The organism is Romboutsia sp. 1001285H_161024_C4, from assembly GCF_015550185.1.
GTDB classification, from domain to species: domain Bacteria; phylum Bacillota; class Clostridia; order Peptostreptococcales; family Peptostreptococcaceae; genus Romboutsia_C; species Romboutsia_C hominis.
The window spans coordinates 193,449-208,493 of sequence record NZ_JADNAJ010000004.1 but is presented as its reverse complement, the minus strand read 5'-3'; the positions used below and the strand labels follow the sequence as shown (position 1 = coordinate 208,493).

Below are 15,045 nucleotides of genomic sequence, written 5' to 3'. Positions count from 1 at the left end.
AATGTAGAAAAATGATGACAAATGCGTACATATAAGCATTTTACGGAAACGTTTTAACTAGATAAATTAAATAATAGAAAAATAATAATTAATTTAAAAAGTTGGCACATATATTGCTATATATAAAAGTATAAACTTAATTTATGTGGGAGGAAATGTTATGAAGGATGTAAGAAATCAAATAGTTAATATATTAAAGGCAGAAGTAAAGCCAGCTCTAGGATGTACAGAGCCAGTTGCAGTTGCATTAGCTTGTGCTAAAGCAAAAGAATTATTAGGGGAAGAAATAGTTAAGCATAACGTATTAGTTAGCCCAAACGTATATAAGAACGGAATGTGTGTAGGAATACCAGGAACAGAAAGATTAGGATTAAAAATATCAGTAGCTTTAGGATTTATAGGTGGACACTCTGAAAATGGATTAAGAGTATTAGAAACTTTAACTGAGGAAGAAGTTAAAAAGGCAGAAGAGTATATGGATACTCATCCAATATCAATATCACCAGCGGATACAAAGGAAAAGGTATATATAGAAGTAAACTTAGAAGGAAAAACTAGAACTTCAAGGGTTATTATAAGAACTAAGCATGATAACTTTGTTTACTTAGAAGAAAATGGAAATGTTTTATTAAATGAAGAAGGGTTAGAAGAAATAGCAGTTACAACAGAAAAAGAAGAAAACATAATGGACACTATAACTATAGAAGAATTAGTTAAAAATGTAGAAGCATTAGATCTTAAAGACATAGAATTCTTATTAGAAGGAATAGCTATGAATGAAGAAATAGCTAACTATGGATTAAATCAAAAAGTAGGTATAGGTGTTGGATACGGAATAAAGAAATCTATGGAAGATGGATTACTTGGAGACGACTTAATGAACCAAGCTATGATGATAACAGCAGCTGCATCAGATGCTAGAATGGCAGGAGTTAAAATGCCAGTTATGAGTTCAAATGGTAGTGGAAATCACGGTTTAACTGCTATACTTCCAATAGTAGCATACAACAAGAAATTCCCTCAATCAGATGAAAGATTAGCAAAAGCTTTAGCTATATCTCACTTAGTTACAGCATACATTAAAAATTACACAGGAAGATTATCAGCAGTATGTGGATGTGGAGTTGCTGCATCAACAGGAGCTACAGCAGGTTTATCTTGGTTAATGAGCGGAGATGAAAGACAAATAGAAGGTGCTATAGAAAATATGGTAGCTAACTTAAGTGGTATGATATGTGATGGTGCAAAAGCAGGTTGTGCATTAAAATTAGCATCAGCAGCATCAGCAGCAGTACAAAGTGCTATAATAGCTAAACAACAATGTTTCGTACCACCAATGAATGGTATAGTTGGAGCTAAAGTAGAACAAAGTATACAAAACCTAGGAAGAGTAAGTGATAAAGGTATGTCTGTTACAGATAAGGTTATAATAAATGTAATGGATGATATGAACAAGGTTAAGTAATTCTCCTTGCAAAAACATCTAATCTCCTATAAAATTGAAAGTATCATTTATACATAATGGAGGATTTATTATGAATATCGAAACTAAAAAGTGGGAAGTTTTATGTTCTGAAGAACAAATTGCTACTAGACTTAAGGAATTAGGTGCACAAATATCTAAAGAGTATGAAGGAAAGAATCTTTTAGTAGTATCTTTATTAAAAGGAAGCTTTATCTTCTGTGCTGACTTAGTAAGAAACATAACTGTTCCAGTTAAAATAGAGTTTATGACAACTTCAAGCTATGGTCACGGAGAACAAAGTAGTGGGAACGTAAAGGTTGTATCAGATGTAAATTCTAGTTTAGAAGGATATGATGTATTAATAGTAGATGATATAACAGATACAGCATTAACTATGCATCATGTTATGAATCATTTAAAAACTAAAAATCCAGCAAGCGTAAAATGCTGTGTATTACTTGATAAGCCAAGTAGAAGAAAAGTTGAATTAGTTCCAGATTACTGTGGATTTGAAATAGAAGACAAGTTTGTTGTTGGGTATGGATTAAACTATGGTGATTATTACAGAAACGTACCATACGTATTCAATGTTACAAATGAAGATAGATAAATAAAAAGTTGCTCTTAGGAGCAACTTTTTATTTACAAAGATTTTGTAATTTATATAAACTATATAAGTAAACTAAGCTAATATATATTTATACACATATCAACTGTAAAAATGGTTGAAAAGTGGATAACTTCAAAATGAAAATGGTTGCAGGAGGATTAAGTATGGGGATAAAAATGATACATCATATATGCATTCAAACAGAAAAATATAAGGAATCATTAGATTTTTACACAAGAATACTGGGATTTGAAGTAGTTCAAGAGAGTAAAAATTTCCACAACAGAGAATATAATACGTGGATAAAACAAGGTACCTTTATGATAGAACTTCAGACGCCTAAAGCTGGGGATAAGTTTAAAAAGTGGACATCTTTAAATGAAGGCCCAGTGCATATGGGATTTATTGTGGATAATGTGGAAGAAGAGTATAAAAGGATAAAATCGCTAGGATATACTAATTTTAAAGTTAAAAATGGAGAAATTGTATATAAAGTAGAAGGTGAAAGTTTATTTAAAATAAAAGCACCAGAAGGAACAGAAATAGAAATTAGAGATACTGATATAGCTTAGTATCAAAAACACCCTTCTATTAATATGATATTAGTATGAAAGTATTATAATTAATGGGGGGATTTTTTTGAGAAATTTCAATGAGAAATATTCATTGGTTAGAGTATTACATGCTTTGGTAAGCGGAGAAGAATTAGATGTATATATAGATGGATTTCCTTTTTATATGGATGTAAGATTTGCTCAATTTACACCATATATATATGTACCAGAAGGAGAGCATATATTTAGCGTTTATTTAAAAGATGAAAGGGATAGTCCTTTGAGTGAGGTTAGTATCGATGTAAAAAATGATGAGCTTATAACAGCAGCTATTATAGAAAAAAATGATAAAGTAGATATACTTCCTATACCAGAGAAAATGGGAGTTCCAGAAGATAATACATCGAAGATTAAGTTTGTACACTTAGTTCCAGAAGCACCAAATGTTAATATACTAATGGGTGGAGAAGAAATATTTAATAATGTAGGTTATACAGATTATACAGAGTATGAAAATGTGCCAATAGGAGAGTATAAGATGGATATAGAATTGACGGAAAATAAAAAAACAGTTTTAAGCAACTTAGTAAATATAAATCCAAATAGAATATATACATTTTATGTTATTGGGATATCGCCTAATATAGATATGATTCAGACATTAGATGGAGCAACTTTCTTACAGTGATAGATATAAACTATAAAAATTTGTTATTATTAAAAGTATAGATAAATTTATCTATACTTTTTTACGCTTAAGGAAATTATCATACTTCAAAAACTATAGATAACTATTGTAGCTAAGCAATACCAATTAGTTTAGTAAGCGCAAAAAAGACAATTTGAAGCGCTTCGCGATACGTCGCTCAAGCAACGGATGAAGTGTAGCGCCCACGTAGTGGCTTAAGCGAAGCGAATTTTTTATGTTCAAAGTTATATTTATGTGGTATATAATATAATTAGTTTAATTAGGAGTATAAATACTATGAAGAAAGCAAGGATTTTAATAAATATAGTCTTAATAATAGCATTATTATTTGGAAGTTATAATATTATATCTAAAGTTTTAGACTATAAAAAAGCAGATAGAGTATATGATAATATAAAGAAAATAAAAGAAGAAAGAGAAAAACAATTTGTATCAAGTGCACAAAGTAATAATAATTATAAAGTAGGCAATAGTGAGGTAGATGATAATAAAGAGGTTAAACAAAATAGTCCTTATAATAAGACTACTTTAGATTTATCTGATATAAATAAAGATTATAGAGGTTGGATAGACATTGATGGAACTAATATAGATTACCCAGTTCTTCAAGCTAAAGATAATAGCTATTATCTTAAAAAGGATATAAATAAAAATTATTTACCATCAGGTTCTATATTTTTAGACTATAGAAATAACAGATTTGAGGATAGTAATACAGTTATTTATGGTCACTATATGAGAAATAATACAATGTTTGGTGAGTTGAAGAAATTTAAAGATAAAAAATTCTTTGATAAAAATAATAAAATATACATAGAAACGCCAGATGGACAAAAATTAGAATATAAAATTTTCTCAGTTTATACAACTGATGCAAATTATAATTACATACAGACTTCTTTTAATTCTAAAAGTGATTATAAACAATTTCTTAATAAAATAAAAAACAAGTCTTTATATAACACTAATGTAGAAGTAAGTGAAAATGATAAAATACTAACTTTATCTACTTGTAGCTATGAATTTGAAAATGCGAGAACTGTAATTCATGCCAAATTAGTAAATTAAAAGGCTCAAATTAATATTTATTAATTTGAGCCTTTTATATTTAGTCCAAATCTCTAAGACCGTCCATTAACTTAGTTTTATCAGTTGTTTTTTCGTCTTTTATTTTTATGACTTTTGCAGGAGAGCCAGCAACTACCTCTCCTTCTAACACGTCATGGGTAACAACTGAACCTGCTGCCACAATAGCGCCCTTTTTTACTGTTACACCTTCAAGTATTACAGAATTTGCTCCTATTAAAACATCATCCTCAATTATAACAGGAGAAGCAGAAGGTGGCTCTAAAACGCCAGCAATAACCGCTCCGGCACCTACATGAACATTTTTTCCGATTATACCTCTTGCTCCAATAACTGCGTTCATGTCAATCATGGAATTATCACCAATAACAGCTCCAATATTTATAACAGCTCCCATCATGATAACCGCATTTTTTCCTATAGTAGCCATATCTCTTATTATAGCTCCAGGCTCTATACGAGCATGTTCATGAAGGTAGTTGTATATAGGTATAGCAGAGTTCCTTCTATCATACTCAATATATATATCGTTTATAAGATTTTCCTTACCTTTTAGAAAATCATTTATTGTATCATAGTCACCAATAAGTATATAAGAACCATTAGAACCAAATACCTTAAATTCCTTAGCTTCTTTGAAGCTGATAAGATTAGTATTTATATAAACCTTAACAGGTGTTATTTTTTTTGATTCTTTTATATATTTGGCTATTTCATAAGCATCGTTTAAATTTATCATTAGTTACCTCCATAGATTAACTTAGTAAATTATCCATATTATAATACCCAGGACTTTGGTTAACTAAAAATTTAGCAGCAGTTATAGAGCCTTTAGCAAAGATATCCTTAGATTGAGCTATATGTTTTAACTCTACAACTTCATCATGACCTGCATATATGACATTATGCTCACCAACAATAGTCCCACCTCTAATAGCGTGTATTCCTATTTCATTTTCACTTCTTTTCGCCTCGCGGCCATATCTTCCATAATTATATTCAATACTAGGTAGTACATCTTTTATTGCATTAGCAATCATAATAGCAGTACCACTTGGTGCATCAACTTTTTTATTATGATGTTTTTCTATTACTTCAATATCAAAACCATTTAACACTTTAGTAGCTTCTCTTACTAATTTTAATAAAACATTAACTCCTAAGGACATATTAGAAGAGTGGAAAATAGGAATTATATTAGAGGCATCTTTTATTTTATTTAACTCTTCTTCATTATATCCAGTAGTAGCAATAACCAAAGGGGTTTTAGTATTTAAAGCATAAGATAAAACATTATCTAAAGCTAAGTGATGAGAAAAATCTATTATTACATCACCTTTTTTAGAAATATCAGACATAGTAGAGAAAACGTTAAAAGATGTTTTTTCTTTTTGGCTAGGAGATACTCCACAAACTAATTCTAAATCAGGATCTTGTTCTATACATTTAGTTAAAACTCTACCCATTTTTCCAAAGCATCCATTAACTATAACTTTTAGCATGATTTTTCTCCTAATGATAATCCTTGATTTTTTAATTCTTGTTTTAAAACTTCTAAGTTTTTATCTTCCATTTCAGCTAGAGGTAGTCTTAAATTTCCAACATTAAATCCAAGTAAATTCATAGCAGTTTTAACAGGTATAGGATTAACTTCTATAAATAAAGCATCTATTAAAGGCTTTAATTTAAGTTGTAATTCTCTAGATCCTTTTATATCTCCTTCTAAGAATTTATAAACTAAATCATGAGTTTCTTTAGGACAAACATTAGCAAGAACAGATATTACTCCATGACCTCCAACTGATAATAATTGAATTATACTATCATCATTTCCTGAATAAATAGCAAAGTCATCTGGAACTAATCTAGCTATTTCTCCAACTTGAGATAAATCTCCACTAGCTTCTTTTATAGCAACTATATTATCTATTTTAGCAAGTTCTGCTACTAAGCTAGGTTTCATATTCATAGATGTTCTTCCCGGAACATTGTACATAATTATAGGAAGATTTACGCTTTTAGCTATAGTTTCAAAATGAAGCTTAAGACCGTTTTGGTTAGCTTTATTGTAGTAAGGTGTTATAACTAATAATCCATCAGCTCCAAGTCTTTCAGCTTCTTGACTTAAATAAATAGAATGTGCAGTGTTATTTGAGCCAGTTCCAGCTATAACAGGTATTCTTTTATTAACTTTATCAACAGTATATTTTATAACAGCAAGCTGTTCTTCATCGCTCATAGTAGTGGATTCCCCTGTAGTTCCACAAACAAGTATTGCATCAGTATTATTCTCTATGTGATATTCAATTAATTTTCCAAGAGTCTCAAAATCTACACCATTTTCATCAAAAGGTGTAACTAAAGCAACTGCAGAACCTTTAAATAACATATACAAAACCCCTTTATATAAGAATTTACCTAATTAGGTATTAAAGTATTAAACTAAATCACAAGCAACTAATAATTCTGCTATTTGAACAGTATTAGTAGCAGCACCTTTTCTGATATTATCGGCAACTACCCATATATTTACTCCATTATCTACACTAAAATCTCTTCTTATTCTTCCAACGAAAACTTCATCACGACCAGTAGAATCTACTGTAGTAGGATATTTATTTTCTTTAGGATTATCCATGACAATTACACCATTCATGTTTTCTAAAGTATTAACTAAATCAGAAAGCTCAAATGGGTTTTCAAATTCAATATTTATAGATTCACTATGGCTATTTTTTACAGGAACTCTAACTGTAGTAGCTGTAACCTTCATATCGAAATCATTAAATATTTTTTTTGTTTCATTTATCATTTTTAATTCTTCTTTTGTATAACCATTGTCTTCAAAAACATCTATATGAGGAAGACAGTTGTAAGCTATTGGATGAGGATAGAAACTATTAGGTTTTCCATCAACACCATCTTCTAAATCTTTAATACCTCTTACACCTGAACCAGATACAGCTTGATAAGTAGAATAAACTATTCTTTTTATTTTATATTTTTCATGAAGTGCCTTAAGAGGAACTACAGCTTGTATAGTAGAGCAATTTGGATTAGCAATTATTCCTTTATGTTTTTTTATATCTTGTGGATTAACCTCAGGAACTACTAAAGGTACATTTTCATCCATTCTCCAATAACTAGAATTATCAATAACCACAATACCCTTTGAAGCTGCTATAGGAGCATATATAGAACTTATTTCACCACCAGCAGAGAATAAGGCTATTTGTATATCTCTATCAAAAACATCTTTATTTAATTCTTCAACTACATATTCTTTTCCATTAAATACTACAGTAGACCCAGCAGACTTAGCAGAAGAGAATAAATATAGTTGATTTATAGGGAACTTTCTTTCTTCTAAAACTTTTAAGAAAGTTCTTCCAACCATACCAGTAGCACCAACAATAGCTACATTAACTTTTTTCATAAAATCACCCCAAATAAATTGATTAAGTATCTATATAAAATTATTCAAGGAGATTAAAATATATTCTATTTGTTGATAATAAATCCCTTTAAAAATATTTTCTATAAAAGAGGTAGAAAATATAGCTTTTTTGTTAAGATTTTCAGAGAATAGAAAAATAATAAAAAAGGACTATAACTAAATAGTCATAGTCCTAAGTAAACTTTAATTTATATTATCTAACTCAATCTTAAGAATACACAGTTATATTTTAAGACTCAAATTATATTATAAATTTATCTACATCCCTTATTAAAAAGAGGATCAAATTACTTACACATTAAGTGCATTTTCACTATCTATATTAAGTGCAACTTCAATACCTTCAAGAGTAGAATTTAAAGCTACACGTGGACTTTTTGCATCACCAATCACATGGAAAGGAATTTCTAAATCTCTACATTTTAATTGAACATCTTCTAAAGCTACTGAAGTTGCACCAAGAGCAACGACTACAGCATCACAATTAATACTTGTTTCAGTTTCATCTTTAACATATACAACTTCATTTTCTTTTATTTCCACAACCTTGGCACCAGGAATTTGATTAACACCTATTACATACATATTTTCAAGCATATTCATACTTCTAATCCAGCCTAAATCTCCACCGAATCTGTCAGATTCATCAATAACTGTACATTTTATACCTTTGTCAGTTAAGTATTGAGCAGTTTCTAAACCTACCATTTTTCCGCCAAGTATAACTACATTACCAGAAAGTTCTATATTACCAGATAAAACTTCTTCATAAGTAAATACATTTTTACTTTCTATACCTTTTATTTCAGGTTTTGAAGCAACAGCACCAGTTGCAATTATTACTTCATCAGGATTAATTTGAGATACCAACTCAGGAGTTACAACTGTATTTAACCTAACATCAACACATAAACGAGTAGCTTCTTTAGCTTCCCAGTTAACAGCATCAAGCATCTCACCTTTATATGGAGCAGCGCCAGCTAAGTTAAATTGCCCACCTAATTTATTGCTAGCTTCACATAAAATTGGGTTATGCCCTCTAACTTTTAGCATGTTAGCAGTCATCATACCACCCATACCACCACCAGCTATTAAAACTGTTTTAGGGTTAGTTGTTTTAGTAATAGGTTGACCTTCTTTACCAACCATAGGATTTCTCATACAAGTAATTGTAGGAATATTTGGATTCATTATAGAGTCAAAGCAGCCCTTCAAGCAACCAACACATAAACGTATACTATCAGTTTTACCATCTTTTGCTTTATTACAGAACTCATGATCTGTAATTTGAGCACGACCTATAGCAACCAAATCACACTTTTCTTCTTCTATAAATTTATTTGCAATTTCTGGATGATTGATTCTACCAACTCCAACTACAGGCATTTCAATAGCATCACGTATCTTTTTTACATTTTCAATGTTATATCCGCGAGGAGTATCAATTGAAGGAACTTCATATTTTAGAGCTGCAGACTTATTATTACCTCTTGAAATATCAATTATATCAACGCCTTCAGCTTTAGCCATCTTTAAAAACTCAATTACATCTTCTATAGTAAGTCCATTTTGAACATAATCATCTAATGCATCTACACGCATAAATAAAGGCATAGTTTCTGGCATATTAGCACGCATAGTACGAATAACTTCAAGTGAAAATCTTGCTCTATTTTCTAAAGAACCATTATATTCATCATCACGTTTATTAAAAGCAGCACTTAAGAATGTATGAGGAAGATAAGTATGAGCAGCATGGAATTCTATAGCATCACAGCCAGCTTTTACTGCCATTTTAGTGGATTTTCCATAACAATCAACAATTTCTTTTATATTTTCATGAGTCATGCCTTCTGTAACCATAGGAGTTCTATCTTTTGGAAGTAGAGCTATTGCAACTTGACCACCATGCCAAATTTGAACACCTATTTTACCACCAACGCTATGTACGCTATCTATAAGTTTTTTCATACCTTCAAAATGTTCATCTTTATAAAGGGCTACATAACCATTACCATGAGTACTTGGGTGTATAGCACAAACCTCAGTAAAATTAAGTCCACAGCCGCCTTTTGCAATTGCTACATGATAATCAATTAAATTTTGTGTAACAAGTCCAGTAGGAGAAGCCATTTTTGTCATCATTGCTGGAAGTATTACACGGTTTTTTATTTCTAAATCTTTTATTTTAAATGGAGAAAACAAAGAATTATAGTTCATAATCATATCACCTTTCACTATTAAAATTTATTATTTAGCTATACGTTATATTTATAAAATTACATTACAATTCCACCATCAATATTTAATATTGCACCAGTTGTATATGAAGAATCCTCTGAAGCAAGGTATACAAAAGCACCAGCCATTTCATAAGGCTCAGCCATTTTTCCAAGTGGAGTTACTTGTCTCATATGTTCAACCATTTGATCTGTAACAAACTTTTTTACCATTTCAGTAGCCACAGAACCAGGAGCAACAGCATTAACTCTTATATTGTATTTACCAAGTTCTCTAGCAAATGATCTTGTAAGGCCATTTACAGCAAACTTAGAAGCAGTATAAGCACATTGTCTGCCAGCACCATTTACACTTACTAAAGAGCTTGTGTTAATTATATTACCACCGCGGGCTTTCATAATTTTAACCGCAGCTCTTGTGCAACGGAACATTCCTGTAACATTTACGTCCATAACTTCTTCAAATTCTTCATCTGTCATTAAATCGATATCTTTTGTAGCTGTAATACCAGCATTATTAACTAATATGTCAACATAGCCCCATTTATCAACTACTTGTTTAAACATTTCATTGATTTCATCAGTACTTGACATGTTTGCGTGAACTGCTATAACATCAGCATTAGGATATTTTTTTTGGATAAGATTTAGTGCGTTATTTGCAGTTTCAGCTCTACTTCCACATATTGCAACTTTAGCACCTTCTTTGACATATCTATCAACTATAGCAAAACCAATGCCACGTGATCCGCCAGTAACGATTGCAACTTTATTTTTTAGTTTCATAAAATTAATTCCTTTCAAAGTTAGTTTATATGTTAATTACAAAACAATTACAATGGAGTTATAAATTAGATAAGATAAAACAAAACTAAAAAATTTAATTTAATGTGATAAATAAATTTTTATTCAATTAATAGAATTGAGTATTCGAAATAATTACATTATTAGAAATGATTAAATTTTCCAAAACAACTATTGAGATAATCGTAGGACACAAAATTTAATTTGTCAATAAAATTTTAAATTTGAAATTGTAAAGTTTTATAAAAAATAAAAAAGCTGCAAAATTTAATATTTACAACTTTTTTAACTATTAGAAAGTAAATCAGATATTGTTTTTGAAATATCTAATAAATCTTTAATAATATCTTGTTTATGAAACTTATTTAAGTAAGATTTGTGACCGTATATACTAAGTGTTGCTATAGCTTTCTTATTATTTAAAATAGGTACACAGTAGCAAAGTTCATCAAAGTGATACTCACCAGATTCATAAGCATAGCCATCATTTTTTACCTTTTTTAAGTAAGCAACTAAATCATCAATGCTTGTGAAGAAGTTACCTTTAAATCTGCTATTAGATACTTTTGAAAGGTAAATTTGTATTGCTTCATTAGAAGATTCCAACTGGCAGTTATAAGCTAACATACAATGAGCTACGGCAGGACGATAAGCCTCACAATTTAGAGGATCCTCATGTAGTGAATAAAAAGTTGTAGTGTAGTAACCAGAGTAGTTTCCTATCACAAAAACATTTGAACCTTCAATTACGGATAGAGAAACTGAGTTGCTATATTTTTCTGCTAAAAATGCCATATATGGTCTTGCAGTAGTAGCTATTGGTAAATTATTAGCAGCTGAAAATCCAAGAATGAGCGCTTTACTACCTATTGTATACAGACCTGTTTTAGGATCTTTTGATAGAAAATCTTTTTGATACATTGTGGTTAAAGTTCTATGAACAGTACTTCTGTGTAAGTTCATAACTTCAGCAATAGAAGAAACGGACATTTTACCACCATTTGAATGAATAAGACTTAATATATCTAAAGCCCTATCTAAACTTTGTAAAGAAGACAAACTTATATAAACCCCTTTCGAAATATATAATTTTTTTCTTATAGTATAGCATAATTTAAATAAAAAAATAAAAAATAATTGTTCCATATAGTGCGACATTCATATGGAGATAATATAAAAAAATTATAAAAAATAAGTTGAAATGTATGTAAATATCGAACTTATAGTACGTTTATAGTTTATTTTTAATAAAATAACTTTAAAATAGTGTTGCGGTATATGAAAAGGGTTGCTACAATGAAATTGAAATATACTTTTAATACTTAAAAACATATTATTTTCAATAAAATTCAAAACAGTTACATTTTATACTATTCAAATATTCAGATTAAACTTAATTAATTCAAAATAATAGAATTTAAAACAATTAAATTCCAAATAATTACACCTAATAAAATTCAAAACAACTATTAAAATTTATTTAAGGGAGAAGTAATTATGGATAATTTTAAACTATATACACCAATTAACATAGGCAATGTTGAAATAAAAAATAGAGTTTTAATGGCGCCTATGAGCCTTGGCTATGAAGAAAAAGATGGAAATGTAAGTTCAAGACTTCAAGACTTCTGGATTGAAAGAGCCAAGGGTGGAGTAGGTCTTATTGTTGTAGACGCAGTTACAGTGGATAGCTCAGTTCCATATTTAGGATTTACAATTAGTTTAGGAGAAGATAAATTTATCCCTAAATTCAAATCGTTTGTAGATGAAATTCATGCAAATGGTTCAAAATTATTTCCTCAAATTACACATCCAGGACCTGAATCTATTTCATGGATGTTTGGTAAAACACCAGTAGCTTCTTCAAACTATATAAATAGTTTAGGAAAATCAGTTAGAGAACTTAAAGTAGAAGAAATTGAAGCTATAGTTGAGCAATATGGTGATGCTGCAAGAAGAGCTAAAGAAGCAGGTTGCGACGGGGTAGAGTTTCACTGTGCCCATGCATATATGTTAGCAGGTTCTTTCTTATCTCCACTTAGAAATAAAAGAACAGATTGCTATGGAGGTAATTTAGACGGTAGAGCTAAATTTGCTTTTGATGTAATTAAAAATATAAAGAAAAAAGCTGGAGATGATTTCCCTATACTTATGAGAATTTCAGGCGATGAAAGAGTATTAGGCGGAAATACATTAAATGATATGTTGTATTTAGTACCTAAATTTGTAGAAGCTGGGGTAGATGCTTTTGAAATTTCTGGTGGTACTCAATATGAATTATGTTGGAAAATAATCCCTTGCCATTATGAGTCACCAGGAGTAAATATAAAAGAAGCTGAAGCTATTAAAAAAGTTTCTAAAGTACCTGTATTTGTAGTTGGTAAGATTAATGATATAAAACTTGGCGAAAGTTTAGTTGAAAGAGACGTTGTAGATGGAGTAGTATTTGGTAGACCTTTACTTGCTGATCCTGAACTTGTAAATAAAGGGTTTGAAGGAAGATATGAAGATATAAGACCATGTGCAAGTTGCGGTGGACCTTGTATAACAAGAGAAAGATCTAACCCAGTTGCAAAATGTGCAATAAACCCTGAACTTGGGCGTGAAAAAGAAATGGCTATTACAGAAGCAAAAATAAAGAAAAATGTAGTAATAGTAGGTGGTGGACCAGCTGGTTTAGAAACTGCAAGAGTTGCAGCTAAAAGAGGTCATAAAGTTACTTTAATTGAAAAGTCAGATAGACTTGGAGGTCAAATAAATCTTGCAGCTATTCCTCCTCACAAACAAGATTTAACAAGATGGGTTAAATATTTAAAAGTTCAAGTTGAAAAATCTAATGTAGATATAAAATTAAATACAGAAGCAACAGCTGAGTATATAAAAGAATTAAATGCAAATGTATGTATTATCTCAACTGGTTCAACTCCGTTTATACCAAAAGTAAAAGGCATAGAAAATATTGATGTTATAACAGGTAGTGATGTGCTATCTGCAAAGGTTAAAGATGCAATACATGGAAAGGTTCTTGTAGTTGGAGGTAGTCTTGTAGGATGTGAAGTTACTGAAACCATATTGCACAATGCAGTAGGACCTGTACAAATTCATATGATTGAAATGTTAGGTGAAATTGCACCAAATCTATGCCCAAATAATAAAGTACCTCTTATGAAAATGCTTAATGAAAAAGGCGTTGTAATGAGCACTAATACAAAACTTTTAGAAATTACAGAAGATGGTACAGGAGTTATAGTTGAAAAAGATGGAAAAGAAGAAGTGCTAAGTGGATTTAGTAAAATAATTTTCTGTTGTGGTGCAAAACCGGTAAATAATTTAGCAGATGAACTAAAAGATATTGAAGTACACATTATAGGAGATGCCAACAAGCCAGGACAAGTCCATCATGCTATTGAAGCAGGAGCAATACTTGCAAGAAAAATAGGAGATGTAGAAAATTTAGATAGCGAAAAAGCGATTGCAAATTAAAAATTAAAGAGGGGGATCCGGTATGAGTACTATTGAAAAGTTAGAACAAAGATTAATACAAATGGAAAAGGAAATTACAAGACTTAAAGATATAGAATCTATAAAAAGTTTGAAGGGAAAATATCTACGTTGCTTAGACTCTAAGCTATGGGGTACAATAGGAGAATGTTTTTGTGAGGATGTAACGACAAGTTACTCAGATGGAAAACTTTCTTTTACAGGTAAAGAAGAAGTTGTAAATTTCTTTAGAACTTGTATGCCACCAGAACATATAACTATGCATCAATGTCATACTCCTGAAATCGAGTTTGAAAGTGATACTGTAGCTTTTGCATATTGGTATTTAGGAGATAACCTAATATTATTAGATAGAAATATGGGAATTAGAGGTGGAGCATTTTATCGTGAAAGCTATGAAAAAGTTAATGGAGAATGGAAAATAAAGACAATTGGATATAAGCGTACATTTGAAGAAAGATGGGATAGAAATGATCCAAAAAGTGCAAAGATTACTTATAATATGCATAGTAAAGAATAAAATAGTCAAGTGATTAACTCTTATGTAGGATATAAAGCTTTTGTATTAAATATAAAACTATCCTTATTTTTAATAATATATATTGTTTTTAAAGATCCT

14 protein-coding genes are annotated in these 15,045 nt (G+C 30.2%); 7 read left to right on the top strand and 7 right to left on the bottom strand.

The genetic code is table 11. The features are described from left to right. Positions 1 to 160: 160 nt before the first annotated feature. The 5 genes from I1959_RS09160 to srtB all read left to right on the top strand — a co-directional run bounded on the left by I1959_RS09160 (position 161) and on the right by srtB (position 4,406). Positions 161 to 1,465, top strand: coding sequence for an L-cysteine desulfidase family protein (locus I1959_RS09160; RefSeq protein ID WP_195238041.1), 1,305 nt, complete (start codon positions 161 to 163; stop codon positions 1,463 to 1,465). A 70-nt stretch (positions 1,466 to 1,535) separates the two neighbouring features. After that, positions 1,536 to 2,075 (top strand): hypoxanthine phosphoribosyltransferase, encoded by a 540-nt coding sequence (gene hpt, locus I1959_RS09155; protein WP_092922501.1) that lies wholly within the window; start codon positions 1,536 to 1,538, stop codon positions 2,073 to 2,075. A gap of 164 nt (positions 2,076 to 2,239) precedes the next feature. Beyond that, the gene (locus I1959_RS09150; protein WP_092922504.1) at positions 2,240 to 2,647 is read left to right on the top strand and encodes a VOC family protein; all 408 of its coding nucleotides are present in this window, start codon (positions 2,240 to 2,242) and stop codon (positions 2,645 to 2,647) included. Positions 2,648 to 2,714: 67 nt separating this feature from the next. After that, positions 2,715 to 3,317 carry a DUF4397 domain-containing protein gene (locus I1959_RS09145; protein ID WP_176698632.1) on the top strand — a complete coding sequence of 201 codons (603 nt, stop codon included), beginning with the start codon at positions 2,715 to 2,717 and terminating at the stop codon, positions 3,315 to 3,317. A 297-nt stretch (positions 3,318 to 3,614) separates the two neighbouring features. Further along, positions 3,615 to 4,406 carry a class B sortase gene (srtB, locus tag I1959_RS09140; RefSeq protein ID WP_166504721.1) on the top strand — a complete coding sequence of 264 codons (792 nt, stop codon included), beginning with the start codon at positions 3,615 to 3,617 and terminating at the stop codon, positions 4,404 to 4,406. Between the two features lie 40 nt (positions 4,407 to 4,446). Here srtB and dapD read toward each other — a convergent pair whose 3' ends face one another. From dapD to I1959_RS09105, 7 genes are all read right to left on the bottom strand, one after another. Next, positions 4,447 to 5,163, bottom strand: a complete 717-nt coding sequence (gene dapD, locus I1959_RS09135) for a 2,3,4,5-tetrahydropyridine-2,6-dicarboxylate N-acetyltransferase (RefSeq protein ID WP_195238039.1) — start codon at positions 5,161 to 5,163, stop codon at positions 4,447 to 4,449. Positions 5,164 to 5,179: 16 nt separating this feature from the next. Continuing rightward, positions 5,180 to 5,926 carry a 4-hydroxy-tetrahydrodipicolinate reductase gene (dapB, locus tag I1959_RS09130; protein WP_166504723.1) on the bottom strand — a complete coding sequence of 249 codons (747 nt, stop codon included), beginning with the start codon at positions 5,924 to 5,926 and terminating at the stop codon, positions 5,180 to 5,182. Next, the gene (gene dapA, locus I1959_RS09125; protein WP_166504724.1) at positions 5,920 to 6,813 is read right to left on the bottom strand and encodes a 4-hydroxy-tetrahydrodipicolinate synthase; all 894 of its coding nucleotides are present in this window, start codon (positions 6,811 to 6,813) and stop codon (positions 5,920 to 5,922) included. The genes dapB and dapA overlap by 7 nt, the downstream gene beginning before the upstream one ends. 48 nt (positions 6,814 to 6,861) lie before the next feature. After that, positions 6,862 to 7,860, bottom strand: coding sequence for an aspartate-semialdehyde dehydrogenase (locus I1959_RS09120; RefSeq protein ID WP_092922522.1), 999 nt, complete (start codon positions 7,858 to 7,860; stop codon positions 6,862 to 6,864). A gap of 312 nt (positions 7,861 to 8,172) precedes the next feature. Then, positions 8,173 to 10,101, bottom strand: coding sequence for a bile acid Fe-S flavoenzyme BaiCD (gene baiCD, locus I1959_RS09115; RefSeq protein ID WP_092922525.1), 1,929 nt, complete (start codon positions 10,099 to 10,101; stop codon positions 8,173 to 8,175). A 59-nt stretch (positions 10,102 to 10,160) separates the two neighbouring features. Continuing rightward, positions 10,161 to 10,907: an SDR family NAD(P)-dependent oxidoreductase gene (locus I1959_RS09110; protein ID WP_166504726.1), complete on the bottom strand. Its 747-nt coding sequence runs from the start codon at positions 10,905 to 10,907 to the stop codon at positions 10,161 to 10,163. Between the two features lie 303 nt (positions 10,908 to 11,210). Then, positions 11,211 to 11,984: an IclR family transcriptional regulator gene (locus I1959_RS09105; RefSeq protein WP_166504727.1), complete on the bottom strand. Its 774-nt coding sequence runs from the start codon at positions 11,982 to 11,984 to the stop codon at positions 11,211 to 11,213. Between the two features lie 438 nt (positions 11,985 to 12,422). Here I1959_RS09105 and I1959_RS09100 point away from each other — a divergent pair, with 438 nt between their 5' ends. Next, positions 12,423 to 14,408, top strand: coding sequence for an FAD-dependent oxidoreductase (locus tag I1959_RS09100; RefSeq protein ID WP_195238037.1), 1,986 nt, complete (start codon positions 12,423 to 12,425; stop codon positions 14,406 to 14,408). 22 nt (positions 14,409 to 14,430) lie between these two features. After that, positions 14,431 to 14,946: a nuclear transport factor 2 family protein gene (locus I1959_RS09095; protein WP_195238035.1), complete on the top strand. Its 516-nt coding sequence runs from the start codon at positions 14,431 to 14,433 to the stop codon at positions 14,944 to 14,946. Positions 14,947 to 15,045: the final 99 nt, after the last annotated feature.